Below are 20,345 nucleotides of genomic sequence, written 5' to 3'. Positions count from 1 at the left end.
TTAATCTCTCCAATCCGTTGTTCTATTAATATTCTTAAAAAACCGGACGTCATTTGGAAACGACAATCGCTTTGTGTTCTGTCCCTTGTAAAGGGCGCGCATACTCGTTTGCTCAGGCAATAAAGCTCGGATAGCTTGTAAGCAGCCCAATCGGTAGATAGCGTGTAATGGTTGTTCACGTTCATTCTGTACAGGTAATAAAATTGTCGACTCTGGAAATGTCTGTGCGTACCGTTGCATCGTTAAGACAAACGAAGCCTCTATATAGGGGAGGTCACCAGCTAAAACATGTACATAGGAATATCCATATGGTTCGATATGTTCGAGACCTGTACATAAGGCCGAAAGTGGTCCTAGGTGAGCGGTTTGTTCTACTATTATCGGAACGTCACCATTAAAATCGTTCGCAAGTTCATTGTTTGTTACAATGAAGTAAGGCATATGTGCTTGCTTAAAGGCTTGAATGCTTTGAAACACAAGCGGTTGGTTGTGGTAGTTTTCAAATAATTTTTGTTTGCCATATCGTTTAGATTGTCCACCAGCCAAAATTAATCCAACGCCAGTCATTTGCGAAGCTCTCCTAGTAAATGAGGAAGCATAGGGAGAATAAAGGCTTCCATACCAAGCTTGACAGCGTTAGTTGAACCAGGTAATGCGAAAAGGGCTGTCTCGTTTATTGTGCCAGCTATAGCGTTGCTAAAAAGTCCTTTTACACCAATCTCTTCATAGCTTTGCTGTCGAAATTGTTCACCAAAGCCTACTAATTCCTTATCCAAGAGTTTTTTTATGGTAGCATAAGTATAATCACGTTTACTCATGCCGGTTCCACCATTACATAGAATGACATCAATCTCTGGATCTGCTACTAGCTCAAGGAGATTCGATGTTAGGAGCTGAGGATCATCGGGTATAAGTGCATAAGAACCAATTGTATGGTGATCACCAATTAATTGGCGAATCAATTGACCGCTTTTATCTTCTGCCACTGTGCGTGAGTCGGAAAGTGTTACGATGGCAATAGTAGCATGAACAACGTCGTTTGAATGGTGCATCATAGGGTTATCCTTTCCTTTCCATATACATATCCAGTTAGACTAGTTAGCATTTGCTTATCTCCTATAGTAAGTGAGTAGAAAGGAGTCGTAAAGTATGAGCATGAAGATCAACGATCAATTGTCGAGACCATTAAGGGACTTACGTATATCGATTATGGATCAATGCAATTTTAGGTGTACATACTGCATGCCAAAAGAAGTATTTGGAAAAGACTATGTCTTCATGAAAGAAGAAGAATTATTATCGTTTACAGAAATTGTTCGTACAGCAAAACAATTTGCCCAATTAGGCGTGAATAAACTAAGAATAACTGGCGGGGAGCCGCTTTTAAGAAAAAATGCGTCCCTTCTTATCCGTGAACTACATGATATTCCAGGAATTGACGATATCGCGTTAACAACTAACGGCGTTCTATTACCGAAATTCGCAAAGGACTTAAAGAAAGCGGGATTAAAGCGCGTAAACGTTAGTTTAGATGCCCTAGACACAGCTGTGTTTCAAGAAATGAGCGGACGTCAAACGAAAGCAGAGATTGTGTTACGAGGTATTGACGCTGCTCTAGAAGCTGGATTAGGTGTGAAGGTGAATATGGTCGTCAAAAGAGGCTTAAATGAGCATGAAGTTATCCCCATGGCTAGGTACTGTAAAGAACGAGGTGTGATGCTTCGGTTTATTGAATTTATGGATGTCGGCCAAACGAACGGATGGGATTATTCAAAAGTTGTTTCCAAAAAAGAGCTTTATGACGCTGTATCTGAAATTGGTTCATTACAGCCTTTAGACCCTTATTACTTCGGGGAGGTAGCGAGTCGTTATCGTTATGAGGATTCCGATGTACAAGTTGGCTTTATTTCATCTGTAACAGAAACGTTTTGTGGTACGTGTACAAGAGCGCGTTTATCTGCTGACGGTAAGATATTTACTTGTTTATTTTCTGAAGATGGCATTGATTTAAAACAGGATTTACGAGTAGGTAAAACCGATGAATTTTTATTTACTAAGATAAAAGAAGTATGGGAACAGCGGTCTGATCGCTATTCTGAACTGAGAACAGCCGAGACGTCTAAAAATAGAAAGAAAATTGAAATGTCCTATATTGGAGGATAGCGCATGGTAGAAAGAAGAAAACCGATTCAAATACACGAAGCAGTCGAACAGATAATGGCGTATCCGCTAAAGGAAAAGGTAGAAATCGTTCCCATTGTTGAAAGCTATGAAAGAGTGCTGATGAAGGATGTGAGAGCGACACATCCAGTACCATCCTTTAATCGTTCTCCGTATGATGGCTATGCAATCCGATCAATTGATACAGCCACCGCTTCAAGAGATACTCCTGCTTTCTTTACTGTTATTGGCGAGATTGGAGCAGGACAAGTATTTAAAGAAGAGGTTGGTCAACATGAAGCTGTTCGTATTATGACCGGTGCTATGATTCCAAGTGGTTGTGACGCAGTCATCATGTTAGAACTTGTTCATGAGCGGAGCAAAACAGAAATAGAGATTGTTCGAACAGTGAAGCAACATGATAATATTTCCTTCATCGGTGAAGATACAAAGGAACATGAGTTGATTGCGAAGGCCGGTACGGTCATTCACCCAGGTGTAATGGCTCAGCTCGCGACTTTTGGACAAGCTGAAGTTTCTGTAGCGTCTCGACCAGTTGTTGGGATTTTAGCAACAGGGAGTGAGCTTCTAGAAGTAAACGAACCCCTTGAACCAGGTAAGATTCGGAATAGTAATGCCTACATGGTAGCAGCTCAAGTGTTGCGGGCTGGAGGGGTGCCACTTATGCTGGGTCAAGTACCAGATGAAATGGACGCATGCATGGAAAGAATTCATGAACATTTTCATAAAGTGGACTGTATGATTACGACTGGAGGCGCATCTGTCGGTGATTTTGATTTAGTGCCAGGCATTGTACAGCAATTAGAAGCGGAAACCTTGTTTAATAAAGTCGCAATGAGGCCAGGAAGCGTCACAACAGCAGCTGTTAAAGATGGGAAATTGTTCTTTGGTCTCTCTGGTAATCCTGGGGCTTGTTTTGTTGGTTTTGAATTGTTTGTACGCCCGATCATGAGGCGTTCAATGCGAGCACCCGCACATTTACCGATCAGTAAAGGGAAATTAGGGATAGACTTTCCAAAGCCAAACCCTTTTACACGATTGGTACGTGGGAAATTGGACGAGCAGACCGGTCAGCACATTGTCTATCCTTCTGGGCTTGATAAATCTGGTTCAGTGGTATCTTTAGCAGAAGCAGATGTTCTTATTTTATTACCTGGTGGTACAAGAGGGTATGAAAAAGGAGCAGATGTGGATATTCTGCTTCTTAATAGTCATGCAGGAAGTGATGCTACGTGGGAAACGTTCTTCAAGTTGTAGGCTATAAGAACGCAGGTAAAACGACGTTTATTGAAGCGTTGCTTGTTTATTTGCAACGCGATCACTATAAGATAGCGACGATAAAGCATCATGGTCATGGAGGAGAGCCTGATGGAATGACGGATAGCCGGCGTTTTTTAGAAAAAGGAGCGACGGCTTCCTTGGTAGAAGGAGATGGCACCATCCATCTAGCCACAACAGCGGGAGATGGGTCCTTGAAACAGCTCGTACAGATGCAAGAGCAAATTTGTCAGCCAGACCTCATTCTTATAGAAGGATGGAAACAAGCCCACTTCCCTAAAGTTGTTTGCTTGCGTGATGATCAGGATAAAAGTCTTTTATCCCTTGATACTATTTGTTGTGTGCTTACGACTTCTTCATTTTTGGAAGAGACCGTGCCGTTTCCTCATTTTCAACGTGATGATCCTGCTGCTTTAAGGTTTATAAAAGAGTTTCTGGATAGAGAGAAGGAGGTTCATTCATGTATGAACTAACAAAAGAGCCAATTAAAGTACAAGCAGCAATTGATTATGTGCTTGATAGAAATTGTGGTGCCATCACGACATTTATTGGGACAGTCAGGGAACTGACACATGGAAAGAAAACCATTCGACTTGAGTATCACGCTTATGAAACGATGGCGATAAAGATGTTGCAAAAGATAGGGGAAGAAGTGGAAGAGAGATGGCCAGGTACAACGATTGCCATTATTCATCGACTAGGCATTCTAGATATTAGTGATATTGCTATCGTTATTGCCGTTAGTTCACCTCATCGTAAAGCGGCGTATGAAGGCAACGAATACGCAATCGAACGAATAAAAGAATTAGTGCCGATTTGGAAAAAAGAGCATTGGGAAGACGGAACAGAGTGGGTTGGCGATCAATTAGAGCAGCAAGCCTACCCAAAGGGAGGACCGACACTATGATTACCGTTTTATTGTTTGCTGGCTTAGAAGAACGAATTGGACAGCCAAGATTGGCATTACCATTTGCAGGAAAAGCGATTTTTCAGCTCAAGGCACATATAGAAGAAGTGTATGAGCTTGAAAACGACACTCTTCAAGGGATGATGGTGGCTGTAAATGAAGAATTTGCAACAAATGATACGGTGCTAGTCGAACAGGATACCGTGGCGTTTATCCCGCCGGTGAGTGGAGGATAAAAAAGAGTTGATGCATTACACGCATCAACTACTTTTTTTATCGAAATTCTCTTCTTGATATTCTTTTTTCGTATAACTAATAAAGTAATAAATACTAGCTACAAAAACGCCCCCGCCGATAATGTTCCCTAACGATACGGGAATTAAATTATGAAAGAACCCATTTAATGTAACGGTCTCCGATCCTCCATGCATAAGTGCCATCCCAAGTAACGACATATTTGCTACACTATGTTCAAAACCGGCTGCGATGAAAGCGAAAATCAAAATAAAAATTAAAAATAGCTTAGCAATGTCGCCTTCTGCTCGTAACGATGTCCAAATGGCTAAACAGACGATCCAGTTGCACAGGATCCCTCGAAAAAACAACTCCATCATCGGTGCGTTCATTTTATCTGAAGCAAGCGACATCATGTAATCATCTGGCCCGACAGATGCAAAAATTCCTGATACTAACACGAGAAGTGATAAAGCGAGGGCACCGATAAGATTCCCGATATAACTCCAACCCCAAATAAGAAACGTTTGTCGCCAGCTAGTGATTTTTGATAAGGAAGACACGGTAAAAATCATGTTATTTCCAGTGAAAAGTTCTGATCCAGCCCATAAGACAAGAGCGAGAGCAACGCCAAATGTTGCCCCAGTCATGATGCTAACGAATGGTGAATCTGCTTCATAAAGAGGTTGACCGACTGCAAACAGAACTAATGATCCGATTCCGACGTAAGCACCTGCTAGAATGGCGCCAAATAAATAACGGATCGGTGAATGTTGGAGCAACCCATACTTTTTTTTCGCCTGTGAATTTAATGTATGTAAGGTGTCTTTATACATCGTATCCCTCCTTTTTATCTGTTACCGAATATACCCAACCTCTTGCTCAATTAAACTATGACGCAGTCAGGTTTATTGGAAATAGAATAAGGGAAAGGTGAACGTAATAGGTCCATATGTAAATAATGGATTGTTTTACTGTCAAAAGGGAGGGTAAATAATTGGCTGAATTTTTTGAGGTTACGTTAAATGGAAAAAAGAAAACGGTTCAATCGGATTCAGTTCTTCAGACTTTGAATCATGAATCAGTAGATATTCCAAGTCTTTGCTATCATCCTAGCCTAGGGCCAATTGAAACATGTGACACGTGTATTGTGAAAGTAAATGGCGAGTATGTGCGTTCATGTTCAACAGAAATTAAGCCTGGTGATGTAGTGGAAACGCGAACAGATGATGTGCATGAAGCACAACTTATTGCAATGGATCGGATTTTAGGCAATCACGAACTCTATTGCACGGTCTGTGATTATAATAACGGCGGATGTGAGATACATAATGCTGTTAAAGAAATGAAAGTGACGCATCAAGATACTGAACACAGCTCGAAAGAATCCGCTGTTCAGCGTAATCAATTTTACCGTTACGATCCTGACCAATGTATTTTATGTGGTCGATGTGTAGAAGCCTGTCAAGATTTACAAGTAACAGAAACCCTTTCGATTGATTGGAATTTGGAAAGACCAAGAGTCATTTGGGACAAGGATTCTCCAATTGATGAATCTTCGTGTGTAAACTGTGGACATTGTTCGACTGTCTGCCCTTGTAATGCCATGATGGAAGTGGGTATGGAAGGTGAAGCAGGCTTTTTAACGGGCATTCAAGATGAATCCATGCGACCAATGATTAATATTACAAAACATGTGGAAACAGGCTATCAATCGTTAATGACGATTTCTGATTTAGAAGCACAGATGCGGGAATCGAGAATCAAAAAGACAAAAACCGTCTGTACGTACTGTGGTGTCGGTTGCTCATTTGATGTTTGGACAAAAGATAGACAGATATTAAAAATAGAACCTCAAGCGGAAGCACCGGCAAATGGAATTTCTACGTGTATTAAAGGGAAATTTGGCTGGGATTTTGTCAATAGCGAGGAACGAATCACAAAACCATTAATTCGTGACGGAAATGAATTCCGTGAAGCGGAGTGGGAAGAAGCACTTGATCTCATAGCGGCTAAATTTACTGAAACGCTGAAAGCAAAAGGTCCAGATGCACTGGCATTTATTTCTTCATCTAAATGTACAAACGAAGAGTCGTACTTAATGCAAAAGCTAGCACGGGGAGTCGTTGGAACAAACAATGTTGATAACTGCTCACGTTACTGTCAATCTCCAGCAACGATGGGGCTTTGGCGTACTGTTGGCTATGGTGGGGACTCTGGTAGTATTGAGGATATTGCCAATGCAGAATTAATTATCTCAATTGGCTCCAATACAGTCGAATCCCACCCTGTATTAGCGACAAGAGTGAAACGTTCGCAGAAGCTGCACGGACAAAAAGTAATTGTAGCTGATATTCGAAAGCATGATCTAGCGGACCGTGCCGATTTGTTTGTTCAACCTGCGCCAGGAAGCGACCTTGTCTGGTTATCAGCGGTGACAAAATATATTGTTGATCAAGGGTGGCATGATGTTGCCTTTTTAGAACAGCACGTGACAGATGTTGAAGACTATCTAAAAAGCTTGGACTCCTACACCTTAGATTACGCATCTGAAGTTACGAATCTCTCGAAAGAGGAGCTTATTGGGATTGCAACGTCCATTCACGAAGCCAATACAACGTCTGTTTTATGGGCAATGGGCGTAACGCAACACGGTGGAGGATCGGATACGAGTACAGCCATCTCAAATTTATTACTTGTTACAGGAAATTATATGAAACCGGGTGCCGGCTCTTATCCACTAAGAGGCCATAATAACGTTCAAGGAGCAAGCGATTTTGGAAGCATGCCTGACCGCTTCCCTGGTTATCAATATGTAACAGATGACGAGGTGCGAACGCGCTTTGAAAAGCGTTGGGGCGTAGATTTGCCTGCAGAACCAGGCTTAAACAATCATGAAATGGTTGATGCCATGCATGATGGAAACCTTAATGTTCTCTATTTAAAAGGAGAAGATATGGGGATTGTTGATTCAAACCTTAACTATGTGCAAGATGGGTTTGAAAAGCTTTCATTCTTTGTTGTTCAAGATATCTTTTTCACGAAAACTGCCCAGTATGCTGATGTCATTTTACCGGCAAGCCCTAGTTTAGAAAAAGAAGGAACGTTCACGAATACAGAACGTCGTTTTCAGCGACTGTATCAAGTACTTGAGCCATTAGGCGATTCGAAGCCAGATTGGAAGATTATACAAGAGATTGCTAACCGTTTGGAAGCGAATTGGACTTATACACATCCAAGTGAAATTATGGCTGAAGCAGCTTCGTTAACACCCTTATTTGCAGGTGTTAGCTACGAACGTCTAGAAGGCTATAACAGTTTGCAATGGCCGGTAAAAGAAGATGGAACGGATACACCACTGCTGTTCACAGATGGCTTTGCTCTCCCTGGAGGCAAGGCAAGGTTATGGCCAGTAGAGTGGACGAAGCCGTTATCGTTTGATGACGAATATGATTTGCACATTAACAACGGTCGGTTGCTCGAGCATTTTCATGAAGGCAATATGACCTATAAATCAAAAGCGATCAGCCGAAAAACGCCAAATGAATTCCTTGAAGTCTCGCCTGAATTAGCCCAAGAACGAGGACTTGAGGATGGAACGAAAGTGAAGCTTACATCACCATACGGGCATGTTTTTGTCCGCTGTCTTGTAACCGATCGAGTAAAAGGAAAAGAAGTCTATTTACCGATGAATACAAGTGGAGAAGGAGCGATTAACTATTTGACAAGCTCTCATTCAGATAAAGATACGGATACTCCAGCGTATAAAGAAATATCTGCGAAGATGGAAATTCTTGAACCTAAAGGTGAAAGCCCGCTGCCACGGATTAATTACCGTAATGGAAACCCACAGCCGCAAATGGGTGTAAACGTCGAAGCGAAATGGGCAAGACGGGATTATATTTTCCCTGGCGATTTAGTGGAAGCAAGGAGGAAGGCGAAAAATGGCTAAAGCAGCAACGGTTATTCGAAAAAAGCCCGTCGATCCTAATGCAGAACGAGAAAAGGAGCTACGAGAATTAGAGAATGCTTTGCTCGAGAACAAGGATGCTTTAACAAGTGTCCTATCTCTTCTTCGTAAGCTTGAACAAACAGAAGCGCTCAATATTGCTCACTCCCTTTTGGATCAAAAAAACCCGTTGTTACATCAACTTGTAACGAAACTAGACGATCCTCATATCACACAGGCACTAAAAAATATGCTTGTTATTGTGCAGTCACTTGGGTCCATTAAATTAGCAGATTTAGAGCCCATGTTGTTTAAAATCAATTCAGCTTTAAATTATGTGTCTGAGTACGAGCATAACCATCAGCAAAACCAATCTAGCGCGGGCTATTTGTTAAAATCACTAAAAGACCCGAAAACGTTAGAAGGCATGAATACACTGTTAGCTCTTTTAAAAGGAATGGGAGAAGATCAATCGTCAAACGAAACGAATCAACCGCAAGCGGAATTGTCCACGATTGCAAATGAGACGTATCAGCAGCCTCAAAAGCAAGAGTCAACTGAATCATCAGGAACAAAATGGTATGTGATTGCTGCCGGAGCTTTCGCTTTCGCTTTACCACTTTTATTGAAACGAAAATAGATATGGCTTATTCAAAACAAACAAACCGGACCATTGTCCGGTTTGTAAATGGCAAAGAACACGTTGTAGAAGACATGGTTGCAACGGAAATACCGATCACTGTAAAAATAAATGGGGAAGAAGTTGTGACGATGATTTCTTCTCCAGATCACATTGAAGATATGGTCGTTGGTTATTTAGTTTCAGAAGGGTTTATTGTATCCGTCGCTAAAATCATGCATCTTCGCTATGAAGCTGCAAGTGGATTTGTTCATGTAACGTTAAAGCAAGCGCTGAATCCATTTCATCATCAGTTGCAAACAAAGCGGTATTTGACATCCTGTTGTGGTATGAGTCGACAAAGTTTTATATTTGCCGCAGATGCCAAAACAACGAAAACAATGAAGACACGTAATGTGTTTCTATCACCTGCTGAGTGTATGACGCTAATGAATGAACTTCAAGCAGGGGCAACTACCTTTAAAGAAACAGGTGGTGTGCATAATGCAGCACTAGCAACGCCAAGTGGCATTGTGTTAATGCGAACAGATATCGGTCGTCATAACGCCCTCGATAAATTGTATGGATACTGTTTACGTCATCAGCTTAGCCTAGAGGATAAGGTTATCATCTTTAGCGGGAGGCTATCATCTGAAATCGTTCTTAAAGTAGCGAAAATTGGATGTGAAGTGATTTTATCCAAATCGGCACCTACCAATCGAGCTCTTGAAATTGCAGAAGAGCTGGAGATTACAACAGTTGGTTTTATTCGACATCAATCTATGAACGTATATACAGTTCCTGAACGGATAAATAGAAGCTCAGGCTAATAACCTTAGCTTCTATTTAGGTTTTGTCGTTTGTATAAATGGTTAAATAAGAAAGGAACCATAGTGCGTGTCGCTGATGATCTCTGGCTATAGATGTATAAATATCACGTAGCTGTCGATTGTCTGATAAGCGAGCTGCTTCTTCGAATAAATGCGTGTACTGCTGTTCCTGTTCAAATGCTTTCTTTAGAGCAGGAGTATAAGCATTTCGATTTAACATAGCTTCTGTCACTTCAGGATCTTTATTCGCTTGCTTGCGATACAAATGAAGGAGAGTTTGATAGTGTTTTTTATTATCATCAATAATGCCACGAATGGTATGTGCGGTGTGTTCCGTTGGGACTTTTTCATATAAGTATTCATAGTCTGTTACGGCTTGATAAGCATGTTGTATGAACTGTTGAAGGTGCTGTAGCTGGTCTGAGCTTAAAGGCTTTGGCTGGTTTATTTGGGATCCTTGAGATGGACTGCTAGTTGTTGGCGGTGGTGGTTGGCGAAATGATGGCTGAGACGGTTGAGGTTGATCAAAGGACGGAGCTTTCTTTTTTTTGAATAACAAAAGAATACCTCCCTATTGGTTTGTCTTCAAAATGTTTCATACTTATAGTATGCGCCGAAAGAAAAAATATGAAAATAACCGACTCTTGCATGAGCCGGTTATTGATTTTTCTTATTTGGTTTCCTACTATAGAAACTAATCATTGAACCAACAATAATCCCGACAATAATTCCAATAGGAATACTATCAAAAATAATGCTAGCGCCGACTGCAATCAGTAATCCGATGATCATTCCGAGTGCTTCATTTGGTGGGTTTTCGTTTGGTTTTTTGGACATGTTAGACCTCCGCCGTAATAACTACTAAGAGTATTGTAGCGAACGAAATGAGTTAGGTCAAAAAGTTGAAATAACAGGCTCGGGAAAGGCTTTAGCTATGCGCTTTACGAGGTTTGAATAATAAAGAGAGGACTGAACCAAGAATAAGCAATGTAAATACAATTGTTGGTGCAATGCTATCTAAGACACCGAATGCAATTAGCACAATACCTAGAGCCAAGAGCAGTGTTACATAACCAATATAAAGTCGTTTCAAATCATATCACCTCCGTGTTAAATTAATTTTTAAAATCCTATGAATAATTCGAAATCGGTCGATTTCCATGGGTTTAAACTCCATATTACCATTTATTCAATTGGGATGCAAGAAGAATTTTACTTTCTTCTTGCATACATCCAACTAAAGGTAAGGATCAATCCTACAATCGCTAAGAGCAATGTTGGTTTAAAGAAAGGTGGTAAATAAGAAAACCGTATTTCGTTTTCACCTTCTTCAAGTTTGACCCCGAGAAACGCATAATTGACTTGTTCAACATCTACTGTCTGCCCATTTCTTTTCACTTCCCAACCCTTTTCATGAGGGACGGGTAAAATCAATAGTTCATCGTTTGACTGGTTATCGATATCAATTATAATATGTCTTCCATCGATAGCGGTATGCATGTCTGTCGACTCTTGTTGTTGTGCTTGGAGAATGTCATAGTTTTCTGTGTACAGTGCTAGTTCTGTTAATGTATATTCCCCTTGTGGCACTCTTAATGAAATCGTTTCACTTGCTTCAACTCTTATCGTTAGGTGATTCATATCCGTTTTGTAAATTGATTGACGTGATTTTCGATCCGTTTCAAATTCATTTACTGTTAGCGGGAATAGAGGAGCTGTCTCCGCGTTATTTAGCAAGTAAAAGGATAGATAATCATCGACTTCGTCGTCTTGCCGTTCACCAACTTCAATGTCAATTCCACCTATATCATCCGTTACTGTTAATTGACCATCATGGTACTCCCCGCCAATCGCTGTGATGGTTGTGTCGTCGATACGGTTTTGCACTGTTGAACGGAACTCTTCGGTAGCGAGCTCTTCATCCACAATAGCACCAGTAAGCATAGCGTGTTCTTTATCTAGCACGCTATAAGAAGACAGTTGGTCTCTTCCATAAAGGGTGGAAGCTGTTCGCGCGAAAGGAAGCAATTGTTCATTTTCAAACAGATAATAACGTTCATTTTCGCTTACTTCAGTAAATCCGTACGGAACGGGGTCTGGATCTTCTTTGTCAATCAACTTATGTGAGACTTGGTACAAGCTATGGAGGTTCACACGGTCACCGAATCCTGAATACCTGCTGACACTTTCCCGATTCATGTCAATCTCCAAATCCGTGTAATAAAAGAAAAGCAGTTCACTATTTAATACACTTGAATACGCACTAACTCCGTTAAAGTCTTGAACAAGCGGCGTGTTATTGCGGAAATCAGCGACCCATTCAATTCTCGATAAAGGTGCATGTTCCTCCACTTCATTCAGTAAGTCTCTTTGCAGTCGATGATCATACGCATGGCTTTGCAGGAATTCTGCCGAGGTGGCTTGTAGATCCCCTCGTTCAAATAACCATTCTTTCTGATACGCATTCGTTAAACCGATATGTAAGACTAGAGTGATGCCTACCAGTCCGTACAATAGGTGCTTCCGTCGACCATTTACTAGAAAAACGATCATGAGCACCGTTAGAATAGCCGTTCCAAAAAGCGTAATCGCTTGAATGGAAAGAAAAGCGTCTCTATCCGTAATGAGACCACTAATGAACAATCCTGTATATACAACTCCTGTCACGCTACTAGCAAGTACTTTTTCTTTTTTAGGAATATGCCAAAATTTGCTTAAGCCAAAAACAACAGCTGCTGCTAGAGCAAAGGATCCCATGTATTGAAACCGATATTGAGGGGCGGAAAAGCCGTTAAATATACTTCCAATCATTGGACTATAATGAAAAAGAATAAATAGGCATGAGAGCAAAGAAAACAAAAGAAAAGGCTTAAACCGATATAAACTTTTACAACAGATAAATAAAATAAACAAAGCTGGGATCAGCAGATAGCGACTTGTAAAAAAGATTTCATCATGAAAATCGATCCACTCGATTGACTGCTCAAATGGTGGTCTTTGATTGTTTAAAAAGCCATATACAGCTGGTACAAAAGCAAATGAGCCAATAAAAAAACCGAGCATGGTTGCAGGAATATATGTATACAGCTGATGTTTAATAGAAATTTCCTCTTTAGAAAACTTAATGAAAAAGCGCAAAATCGCATAAATGCCAATGAAAATAAAATTCATATAGGCAAAATAAAAATTATTAATGATGGAAAGGGCAATTGCGAAAATAAACCACCACGGTTTTTTCTCCCGTATAATCTTCTCTACCCCAAAAACGAGTAAAGGTAACCATAAATAGGCATCCGCAAAAAATTCCCAGAAGGAGGCATGACGAAAATACATGACACTCGCGCCATATAAAACGGCGCCAAGAAAAGCAAACGGAAAGGCTATTTTAAAGTAGCGCAACACATAGGTAGTGATGATGATAACAAGAGCTAATCGAAGGCTGTTTACAATAACAGCAGCATTTGCCCAGAAAAGAATATTGTCTGGGTTCTGAAATAATTGCATCCATTCGCCAATCAAGACTACTAGAAAAGTGAGAAAAAAAACGGTGCTTGTGGAAAAATAATAAGCAAGCTGACTAAAAATTCCTCCACCAAGACCAAACTGGTGAGAATAAAAGAAGTTCCCTTGGCTGAACTGACTATATAAAAATTGCTTAAAAGGCAGCATTTGAGCTGTTCCGTCATTAGGCCCAACCATAAATTGCCCATGTAGTAGTTGATACAGAAAGAAACCGTGGGCAAGAAACGCGACCACTAGGCTTAAACTAACAAGAATGAGTGCTTTTTTAAGATTCATGTGAAACTCCATCTCGTTTTAAAATTTTCGCTGTAATAACGAACGTAATGGGTACTGTTAGAAATACTGCAAATATCGGCGCAATAACAGGAGATAAGTTAAATAGTTCAACGAATACAAAGACGAGGCTCGTTGATACAGTGAAATTTACCACTTGTGTTAGCGGGAATTGTAAAAATGTTTTTATAGATGGTTTCACACCAAACGTAAAAAAAACATTTAAAAAATAAGAAACAATCATTGAAAGAATAAAGGCTAAGATGTGAGCAACTAAATAAAACAGGGAAAAGACTTGATGAAAAAGCAAGAAGAGGGAATAAAATACAAGTGTATTAATCCCTCCAACAAAAGCGAATCGCATAAATTGGTTTCGATAGATTTTCTGACAAAAATTACTGAATGCGTTCATATCGTTTTCCTTTTGTAGCATTGGATTCTTTAACTAAATAATGCGGTCTTTTTTTTGTTTCATTGTAAATTCGGCCAATATATTCGCCAATAATACCTAGTGATAATAATTGAATCCCTCCAAGGAATAAAACAGCTGAAATAATGGTGAAATACCCAGGGACGTCGATACCTGTTCGAACGATTTGTGTGAGCATGACAAGAATGTAAGCAAGTGCAGCTAACAAGATCATACCGCCCATATAGAAACAAATACGAAGCGGTTTTAAGTTAAATGATACAATCCCGTCAATTCCATAATTAATAAGTTTCTGTATGGACCATTTTGATTCACCATTTTGGCGACTGACGTTTTCATAATGAACCACTTTTTGATCAAAACCAATCCATGAGAACAATCCTTTTGAAAAACGATTCCCTTCACTTAAAATGAGTAAGGCATCAACAGCTCTTCGACTTAACAAGCGAAAATCGCCAGCCCCATCTTCGAGCTGAACGTCGACGACTTTGTTAATAAGTTTATAGTAGACCTTTGACAAAGCCGTTTTAACAAAATTGTCTCCTTTTCGATTTCGGCACGCAATGACCTGGTCGTATCCTTCCTCGTACCCATCAAGAAGCTCGTGAATCATTTCGACTGGGTGCTGAAGGTCGGCATCAATGACAATCACACAATCCCCTTTCGAATGTTGAAATCCGGCTAAAATGGCTGCTTCTTTACCGAAATTTCTTGTAAATGAAATATAATTTACTTGGGGGTGCCAAGTAGAGAGACGTTGGAGTAAAGAAAGGGTGGAATCAGAACTACCGTCATCAATATAAATCACTTCAAAGCGATAATGGCTTTGGTCAAGCACTTCTTTTAAAGCAAAGTAAAAGGGCTCGACATTTTGTTCTTCGTTAAATGAAGGAACAATAACAGAAAGAAGTGGTTTATTCATAAAAGAAATCCTCCATAATGAGTAATATGGACTATTATACCCTTCGCGACCATAAATGAATCTTACGGTTCGTTTAAAGAAATATTGTAAATTATGGTTGATTCTAAAAAAATAGGTGGCGTTCTGTTGAAATGACGTAAAGTCTATAAAAATAGGGGAATTTGATGAAGTCGTCGTTCTCTTCTTTGTTCATATGTTAGAGTGACGAGGAAGTCAAATAAAACGAGGTGCTAAGCGTGAAAAAAACACCATTTATTTTTATTGCAGCGATCGCGCTAGCTGGATGTCAAGATGATCAAGCAGATCAAGGTGAAATTGATACAATCTTAGAAAATGCACAAGAACAGATGGCAGAAAAAACGAGTTACCAAATGGATACAACGGCCAGCGGTCAAGAGGGACAAGGTTCTGTAACAACAACGAAGATTATACGGGAACCGTTTGCTTTTTCCATATCGGAGCAACAAGCTGAAAACGAAGAGGAAGGTCAACCGGCGATGACCTTTATGCATGATGGAGCGTTTTATACGGAAGAGCCAATGCTTGAGGAATGGATTCAACTTTCTGCAGAAGAAAGCGGCATTTCTGGATCAGAGTCTTTTCAACCAGCCGAGGATCAATTAACAACTTTAGCAAATCATACTGATGCACTGAGCCTAGAAGAAACAGAAGACCATTACCATCTATCGGCATCAGGTACGGACGACGAGGTAAAAAATCTTGCATTAGCCTTTATGGGTGAAAGCCCGGAAGAGTTAGAGGTTGACCTTCAAGATTTTAATTTTGAATTACTTATTCAAAAAGACAACTTCACGCAAGAACGAAGTGAATTATCTATGGAAGGTGAAATAGCCGAAGTTGGGCAACTGTTTTCGGAAGAGGTTGTGTACGAATTTAGTCAGTTTGATCAGCTAGAAGAGGTTGATTATGATGAAGACGCAATTGAACAAGCTATTACACTTGAAGAGGCACAAGAAAAAATGGCAGAGATGCAAGCAGATTTAGAACAAGAAATGGAAGAACAAGAAGAGTAATATCGTAAAAGAGCAGGGAGATTCCTTGCTCTTTTCTGTTTCTTACACTAATCATACTTATATAAGGCGAAAATAAACAAACAAACTGCGTTATTTTTTGGAAAGTTGATTATTTTTAAGTTATTCAGATGTATTTTAATGAGAAAGAGGCTAAAGGGAAAATAAGCAAAAAGAAGGAGGAATATGCTGAATAATTGATTTTTAACAAACTTGTGAATATGCTATGATGGTACTCATAGTAGACTTGTTCAATGAAAAAGAGGTTGTTGGGAAATAGAAAGAGCGAAAAGGAACAACTTGTTTTTTGTTAAACGATCTTGTAAAAGGGGGATTTATATTGAGAAAAGTAGGAATGTTCGGATTTTTGGTTGTGACATCTATAGCCCTCGTTGCTTGCGGTAGCAGTGATGAAACAGATGGAGACGGCGGTGGCATTATTTCCGTTGGTGTAGCGAACGAAGAGCCATACGGATACATCGACATTGAGAATAATGAAGTAACTGGAGCGGCTCCTGAGATTGCTCGTGCCGTGTTGCAACGGATTGGTTATGACGATATCGAAGGAACTGTAAATGATTTTGGTGCATTAATTGAAGGGGTAAATTCTGGTTCATTTGATATGGCAACTGCTGCAATGGATGTACAACCTCAGCGCTGTGAAATGGGGAACTTCGGCGATATTGAAATTCAATATGGAGAAGGGATTGTCGTTCAAACAGGAAACCCTCTTAATTTGCATAGTTATGAAGATATTGTAGCAAATCCTGATGTGACGGTAGCCGTGATGTCAGGTGCAAATCAGATTGGGATGCTTGAAAACTTAGGGATTGATTCGAGTCAATTCATGCAGGGATCAAGCATCGCCGACAATATTGCGGCAGTTGAAAGTGGGATGGCTGATGTTATGGTTGCCACCGATGCTACAGCAAATTCAGCAGCTCAAAATAATACCTCAGGTGAAGTGGAGTTCGTTGAGGAATTTGAACAACCGATTATAGATGGTGAGCCTGTCACAGCTTATGGTGCTGCTGTGTTTGCAGATGACGAATTAAGAGAAGCCTACAATGAAGGGTTACAAGAATTAATTGAGTCCGGTGAACTTCTTGCTATTATCGAAGAATTTGGTTTTACAGAAGCGAATTTGCCTCCAGATAATCTAACAACTGAAGACCGTTGTGAGAGGAATGGCTAATAGGAAATAGTATGAGGGAAGCATGGTGATGCACAACCGTTACCCATGCTTTTTTTCGTAGAAAAAGAGGTGTGATGGATGTTTTCAAATTTTATGACGTTTGCTCCCTTTATTTTACAAGGGCTGACAACAACTGTGATGGTGTTTCTTTATGGTGCGCTTCTTGCTTATTCTATTGCCATCATAGCAGGATTAATGCGGACGTCTCAATTTGCTATTGTTCGTACGATAGCTGCTGTTTTTGTTGAGTTATTTCGAGGCACGTCTCTACTCGTGCAAATGTTCTTTTTGTATTATGCGTTACCCCAACTGATTGATGGAATCTCCATGAGTTTAATGCTAGCCGGTTCATTAGCAGTAGGGTTAAATTACGGCGCTTATGCTTCTGAAGTGGTAAGAAGTGCGATTAACTCGATACATATTGGTCAAACTGAAGCGGCGATCTCTCTGAATATGTCGCGTTTTCAACGATTGCGCCTAGTCATTTTGCCACAGGCTTTTCGCTTAATGTTACCTGGCTTTGGCAATAATGCGATTGAACTGTTAAAAGGGACTTCCCTTGTGTATTTTATTGGACTTGCCGACTTAACCTTTAATGCGAACGTTTTGAGAGGTAGCAATACTGCTATTAGTAGCCAAGTAGAAATTTACACGTATTTATTAGTTGCTTATTTCTTACTTGCACTGCCACTTATTGTACTCGCTCGGTATTTAGAAAAACGTGCTTCTAAAGGGGTGACACTTTCATGAGTGATGTATGGGATTGGGCTTTTGCATGGGAAATCTTCCCTGACATTTTATCGGCCATTACAGTAACCATTTCTGTAACCATTAGTGCATATTTTTTGTCGTTAACAGTCGGATTAGTATTTGCTTTACTAAGGCGCTCGACTTTTAAGCCGTTAGCACTATCGATTGCTGGCATCATTGAGTTTATTCGTGCAACACCACCACTTGTTCAATTGTTTTTTGTATTCTATACAACTCCTTTAACGGGTTTTCAAACAGGAGTTCTTGTTCTCGGTATCCATTATGCTACATACGTGTCGGAAATTTATCGGTCTGGTATTAACGCTGTTCCGAACAGTCAATGGGAAGCAGGAAAAGCACTCAACTTTTCAAAGGCACAGATGTGGAAGAAAATTATTCTCCCTCAAGCTGTTCCTCCAGTGATTCCAATGCTAGGAAATTATTTAATCGTCTTGTTTAAAGAAACCCCTTTGTTACTAGGTGTATTTGTAATGGAGATGATGTCAACGGCTCGTGCAATCGGTTCTCAGACGTATAGCTTTGTGGAACCAATAACCATTGTCGGTTTTCTATTTCTTATTTTAAGTTATCCATCTGCTTTATTTATTCGGTACCTAGAGCGGAAAGTCGGCAATTTACATGGAAATAAAGTAGAAACAAGGGGGATGAAAACGTGAGTGTAGAAGACAAAACAGACCAAGATGTCATTGTACGGTACCGGAATATAAAAAAAGCATTCGACGATACGGTTGTCTTAAATGAATTAAATATTGACGTGAAAAAAGGAGAGAAAATTGCTTTAATTGGTCCCTCAGGCTCTGGGAAAACAACGATTATTCGAATGTTAATGACCCTTGAGCAACCGACAGAAGGTACGATTGAAGTAGATGGTGAGATGCTGTGGCATAAGGAGGTCGATGGGAAACTACTACCTGCTGATGAGAAGCATTTGCGTAGAGTGAGAGGCAATATTGGAATGGTGTTTCAACAGTACAATCTATTTCCTCACATGACAATAATGAGAAACTGTACAGAGGCGCCTATCCATGTGCTAGGGTTGAGTAAGGAAGAAGCACAGGCTAGGGCAAGGGAAATGCTAATGAAAGTAGGACTCGAAGACAAAATAGATATGTATCCCTCACAGCTTTCTGGTGGACAACAACAACGGGTGGCGATTGCTCGCTCGCTCGTGATGCAGCCAAAGGTTCTGTTGTTTGATGAGGTGACGGCTGCCCTTGACCCCGAACTTGTAGGGGAAGTATTAGAAGTCATACGCGATATTGCAGCTGAAGGAGAAACGACGATGATGCTCATCACCCATGAGATGGATTTCGCACTTGATGTAGCCGATAGGGTTTTCTTTTTAGATGCAGGAAGAATAGCTGAACAAGGTACGCCGAGTCAAGTCATTCAACATCCACAAACGGAGCGATTGAAATCGTTTTTAGGTCGGTTTCATTCTTAATCTAGCGACATCCTTATAGGGAAGACTGTAAAGGTGTCGATACAATTTTCTAATTGAAAATGAGAATCATTCCTTGCTTTCGATTCAAGCATTCGCTACACTAAACGTAATGCTAGATAAAAGGATGGTTATACAATGACGAATCACATAACGACAATTGATTCTATTATAAAAGGTAGACGTTCCATTAAAAAATTTAAATCTGATGCTGTATCAATAGATGAAATCATTTCACTGCTAGAAGTGGCAAAATGGGCGCCGAATCACAAATTAACAGAACCATGGCGCTTTATTTTATTTGCTGATGAAGGCAAAGAAGCGTTTATAGACGCTTATAAAAAATCACAATTGGGTGCAGATCAAACCTTACCTGAAAAAGCGAAAAAGAAAGCAGCTTATTTCAACCAAATCCCCCTTCATCTCGTTGTTGTAATGCCTGAGCACCCACGTCAAAAAACATGGGATGAAGATTACGGAGCTGTAAGTGCCATGATACAAAACTTCCAATTAGCAGCATGGGCAAGAGGTATTGGCATGATTTGGCGAACGAATGATTGGATTTACGATCCTATCTTTCGAGAAGCAATTGGAGTGGAAAGTGGCGAAAAAATTATTGGAACGTTAATGATTGGGTATGCGGATTTCGTACCAGAAGCGAAAGAGCGTACAAGCATTAAAGATAAACTAACGATTGTAACGAATAACTGAACAAGGACGAAAAACACGCGAGATAGGGCATGATAGGCGAGGGGAATGCGC

The 20,345-nt window shown here is 40.2% G+C and carries 23 protein-coding genes; 14 read left to right on the top strand and 9 right to left on the bottom strand.

Annotated features, from left to right (window positions below; translation table 11 throughout):
- A complete protein-coding gene (gene mobA / locus FPV17_RS16645) occupies window positions 1-567 on the bottom strand; it encodes a molybdenum cofactor guanylyltransferase (RefSeq protein ID WP_144559514.1) in 567 nt (188 codons plus the stop codon).
- Window positions 564-1,055, bottom strand: coding sequence for a MogA/MoaB family molybdenum cofactor biosynthesis protein (locus FPV17_RS16640; protein WP_246117052.1), 492 nt, complete (start codon window positions 1,053-1,055; stop codon window positions 564-566). Before FPV17_RS16640 ends, mobA begins: the two co-directional genes overlap by 4 nt.
- Window positions 1,056-1,149: 94 nt before the next feature.
- Between FPV17_RS16640 and moaA the strand changes: the two genes are divergently transcribed.
- Genes moaA through moaD form a run of 5 tightly spaced genes read left to right on the top strand, consistent with a single transcriptional unit; the run spans window position 1,150 to window position 4,602 of the window.
- Window positions 1,150-2,163 (top strand): GTP 3',8-cyclase MoaA, encoded by a 1,014-nt coding sequence (gene moaA, locus FPV17_RS16635; RefSeq protein WP_144559513.1) that lies wholly within the window; start codon window positions 1,150-1,152, stop codon window positions 2,161-2,163.
- A gap of 3 nt (window positions 2,164-2,166) precedes the next feature.
- Complete coding sequence (locus tag FPV17_RS16630; protein ID WP_144559512.1) at window positions 2,167-3,438, top strand: molybdopterin molybdotransferase MoeA; 1,272 nt, start codon at window positions 2,167-2,169, stop codon at window positions 3,436-3,438.
- Entirely contained in the window at window positions 3,414-3,932 is a 519-nt protein-coding gene (gene mobB, locus FPV17_RS16625; protein ID WP_035395335.1) for a molybdopterin-guanine dinucleotide biosynthesis protein B, read from the top strand. Before FPV17_RS16630 ends, mobB begins: the two co-directional genes overlap by 25 nt.
- On the top strand, window positions 3,920-4,366 hold the full coding sequence (locus FPV17_RS16620) for a molybdenum cofactor biosynthesis protein MoaE (RefSeq protein WP_035395333.1): 447 nt from the start codon (window positions 3,920-3,922) through the stop codon (window positions 4,364-4,366). Before mobB ends, FPV17_RS16620 begins: the two co-directional genes overlap by 13 nt.
- On the top strand, window positions 4,363-4,602 hold the full coding sequence (moaD, locus tag FPV17_RS16615) for a molybdopterin converting factor subunit 1 (protein WP_035395331.1): 240 nt from the start codon (window positions 4,363-4,365) through the stop codon (window positions 4,600-4,602). The genes FPV17_RS16620 and moaD overlap by 4 nt, the downstream gene beginning before the upstream one ends.
- 24 nt (window positions 4,603-4,626) lie before the next feature.
- Here moaD and FPV17_RS16610 read toward each other — a convergent pair whose 3' ends face one another.
- The gene (locus FPV17_RS16610; RefSeq protein ID WP_144559511.1) at window positions 4,627-5,436 is read right to left on the bottom strand and encodes a formate/nitrite transporter family protein; all 810 of its coding nucleotides are present in this window, start codon (window positions 5,434-5,436) and stop codon (window positions 4,627-4,629) included.
- Window positions 5,437-5,597: 161 nt separating this feature from the next.
- Between FPV17_RS16610 and fdhF the strand changes: the two genes are divergently transcribed.
- The 3 genes from fdhF to fdhD are packed head-to-tail and all read left to right on the top strand — an operon-like array spanning window position 5,598 to window position 9,998.
- On the top strand, window positions 5,598-8,552 hold the full coding sequence (fdhF, locus tag FPV17_RS16605) for a formate dehydrogenase subunit alpha (protein ID WP_144559510.1): 2,955 nt from the start codon (window positions 5,598-5,600) through the stop codon (window positions 8,550-8,552).
- A complete protein-coding gene (locus tag FPV17_RS16600) occupies window positions 8,545-9,189 on the top strand; it encodes a helical membrane plugin domain-containing protein (protein WP_144559509.1) in 645 nt (214 codons plus the stop codon). The genes fdhF and FPV17_RS16600 overlap by 8 nt, the downstream gene beginning before the upstream one ends.
- 2 nt (window positions 9,190-9,191) lie before the next feature.
- Entirely contained in the window at window positions 9,192-9,998 is an 807-nt protein-coding gene (fdhD, locus tag FPV17_RS16595; RefSeq protein WP_144559508.1) for a formate dehydrogenase accessory sulfurtransferase FdhD, read from the top strand.
- A gap of 16 nt (window positions 9,999-10,014) precedes the next feature.
- Here the strand turns inward: fdhD and FPV17_RS16590 are convergent, their stop codons facing one another.
- The 6 genes from FPV17_RS16590 to FPV17_RS16570 all read right to left on the bottom strand — a co-directional run bounded on the left by FPV17_RS16590 (window position 10,015) and on the right by FPV17_RS16570 (window position 15,145).
- The gene (locus tag FPV17_RS16590) at window positions 10,015-10,557 is read right to left on the bottom strand and encodes a ferritin-like domain-containing protein (protein WP_144559507.1); all 543 of its coding nucleotides are present in this window, start codon (window positions 10,555-10,557) and stop codon (window positions 10,015-10,017) included.
- Window positions 10,558-10,655: 98 nt separating this feature from the next.
- Window positions 10,656-10,835 carry a hypothetical protein gene (locus FPV17_RS16585; RefSeq protein ID WP_060705697.1) on the bottom strand — a complete coding sequence of 60 codons (180 nt, stop codon included), beginning with the start codon at window positions 10,833-10,835 and terminating at the stop codon, window positions 10,656-10,658.
- Window positions 10,836-10,926: 91 nt separating this feature from the next.
- The gene (locus tag FPV17_RS22030; RefSeq protein ID WP_158331992.1) at window positions 10,927-11,091 is read right to left on the bottom strand and encodes a hypothetical protein; all 165 of its coding nucleotides are present in this window, start codon (window positions 11,089-11,091) and stop codon (window positions 10,927-10,929) included.
- 119 nt (window positions 11,092-11,210) lie between these two features.
- Complete coding sequence (locus FPV17_RS16580) at window positions 11,211-13,796, bottom strand: YfhO family protein (RefSeq protein WP_186370636.1); 2,586 nt, start codon at window positions 13,794-13,796, stop codon at window positions 11,211-11,213.
- Window positions 13,786-14,205, bottom strand: a complete 420-nt coding sequence (locus tag FPV17_RS16575; RefSeq protein WP_246117051.1) for a GtrA family protein — start codon at window positions 14,203-14,205, stop codon at window positions 13,786-13,788. The genes FPV17_RS16580 and FPV17_RS16575 overlap by 11 nt, the downstream gene beginning before the upstream one ends.
- Window positions 14,189-15,145, bottom strand: a complete 957-nt coding sequence (locus FPV17_RS16570) for a glycosyltransferase family 2 protein (RefSeq protein ID WP_144559504.1) — start codon at window positions 15,143-15,145, stop codon at window positions 14,189-14,191. Before FPV17_RS16570 ends, FPV17_RS16575 begins: the two co-directional genes overlap by 17 nt.
- A gap of 236 nt (window positions 15,146-15,381) precedes the next feature.
- Between FPV17_RS16570 and FPV17_RS16565 the strand changes: the two genes are divergently transcribed.
- The 6 genes from FPV17_RS16565 (at window position 15,382) to FPV17_RS16540 (ending at window position 20,294) form a co-directional block, all read left to right on the top strand.
- On the top strand, window positions 15,382-16,179 hold the full coding sequence (locus FPV17_RS16565) for a DUF6612 family protein (protein ID WP_035395321.1): 798 nt from the start codon (window positions 15,382-15,384) through the stop codon (window positions 16,177-16,179).
- A gap of 337 nt (window positions 16,180-16,516) precedes the next feature.
- Window positions 16,517-17,371, top strand: coding sequence for an ectoine/hydroxyectoine ABC transporter substrate-binding protein EhuB (gene ehuB, locus FPV17_RS16560; protein ID WP_144559503.1), 855 nt, complete (start codon window positions 16,517-16,519; stop codon window positions 17,369-17,371).
- 78 nt (window positions 17,372-17,449) lie between these two features.
- Window positions 17,450-18,121 (top strand): ectoine/hydroxyectoine ABC transporter permease subunit EhuC, encoded by a 672-nt coding sequence (gene ehuC, locus FPV17_RS16555; protein WP_035395319.1) that lies wholly within the window; start codon window positions 17,450-17,452, stop codon window positions 18,119-18,121.
- Window positions 18,118-18,798: an ectoine/hydroxyectoine ABC transporter permease subunit EhuD gene (gene ehuD, locus FPV17_RS16550; RefSeq protein ID WP_144559502.1), complete on the top strand. Its 681-nt coding sequence runs from the start codon at window positions 18,118-18,120 to the stop codon at window positions 18,796-18,798. Before ehuC ends, ehuD begins: the two co-directional genes overlap by 4 nt.
- Window positions 18,795-19,586 (top strand): ectoine/hydroxyectoine ABC transporter ATP-binding protein EhuA, encoded by a 792-nt coding sequence (gene ehuA / locus FPV17_RS16545; RefSeq protein WP_144559501.1) that lies wholly within the window; start codon window positions 18,795-18,797, stop codon window positions 19,584-19,586. Before ehuD ends, ehuA begins: the two co-directional genes overlap by 4 nt.
- 135 nt (window positions 19,587-19,721) lie before the next feature.
- Window positions 19,722-20,294, top strand: coding sequence for a nitroreductase family protein (locus tag FPV17_RS16540; RefSeq protein ID WP_035395314.1), 573 nt, complete (start codon window positions 19,722-19,724; stop codon window positions 20,292-20,294).
- Window positions 20,295-20,345 lie beyond the last annotated feature (51 nt).

The sequence above is a fragment of the Shouchella miscanthi genome (genome assembly GCF_007725405.1).
Taxonomy (GTDB): Bacteria; Bacillota; Bacilli; order Bacillales; family Bacillaceae_D; genus Shouchella; species Shouchella hunanensis.
Note: the sequence above shows the minus strand (reverse complement) of the source record. Positions and strands in the feature narration are given on the sequence as shown.